Annotated in this window: 1 pseudogene; it reads left to right on the plus strand. The window is 73.2% G+C overall.

What is annotated here, in order from left to right:
- A pseudogene (locus KUG41_RS15345) lies at positions 1 to 426 on the plus strand (DUF4912 domain-containing protein); the annotation flags it as partial.

The following is a 426-nucleotide window of genomic DNA, read 5'->3' on the forward strand; positions in this document are numbered from 1 at the left end:
GTGGCGGCGGCTGGATCTCCCTGGCCTTCTCCTCCGTGGCCCGGGTGCCGGCCCTGCACCCCTCCGAGCAGATCCTCGATCAGTTCGTCCCCTTCTCCCTCGACACCTTCCCCTCACCAGCCGCCGACGTGCCGGCTCCGGCGCTGGATGTCCACGCCGATCTGCACGAACGCCTCTACCAGACCGCCACCAGCCAGTGGCGCCGCCTGGGCCGCGGCTCCGAGGCCTTCCACGAGATCGATTCCGCCGCCGGCCTTCACGGTGCCCTCTCCGCCTCCGGCGTCGGCCTCTGGGCCTCCGGCCGCAGCGCCTCCGGCTCCGGCATCGGTGGGGTGGCCCCGCGCCAGCGCTCCTTCTGGCTGGTGGCCGATGCCGAACTGATCGTCTACGGCGCCACCGATCCGGCCGCCCGGCTCAGCATCGGCG

The sequence above is a fragment of the Synechococcus sp. CCY 9618 genome (assembly GCF_019038415.1).
In the GTDB taxonomy this organism is placed as follows: Bacteria; Cyanobacteriota; Cyanobacteriia; order PCC-6307; family Cyanobiaceae; genus Cyanobium.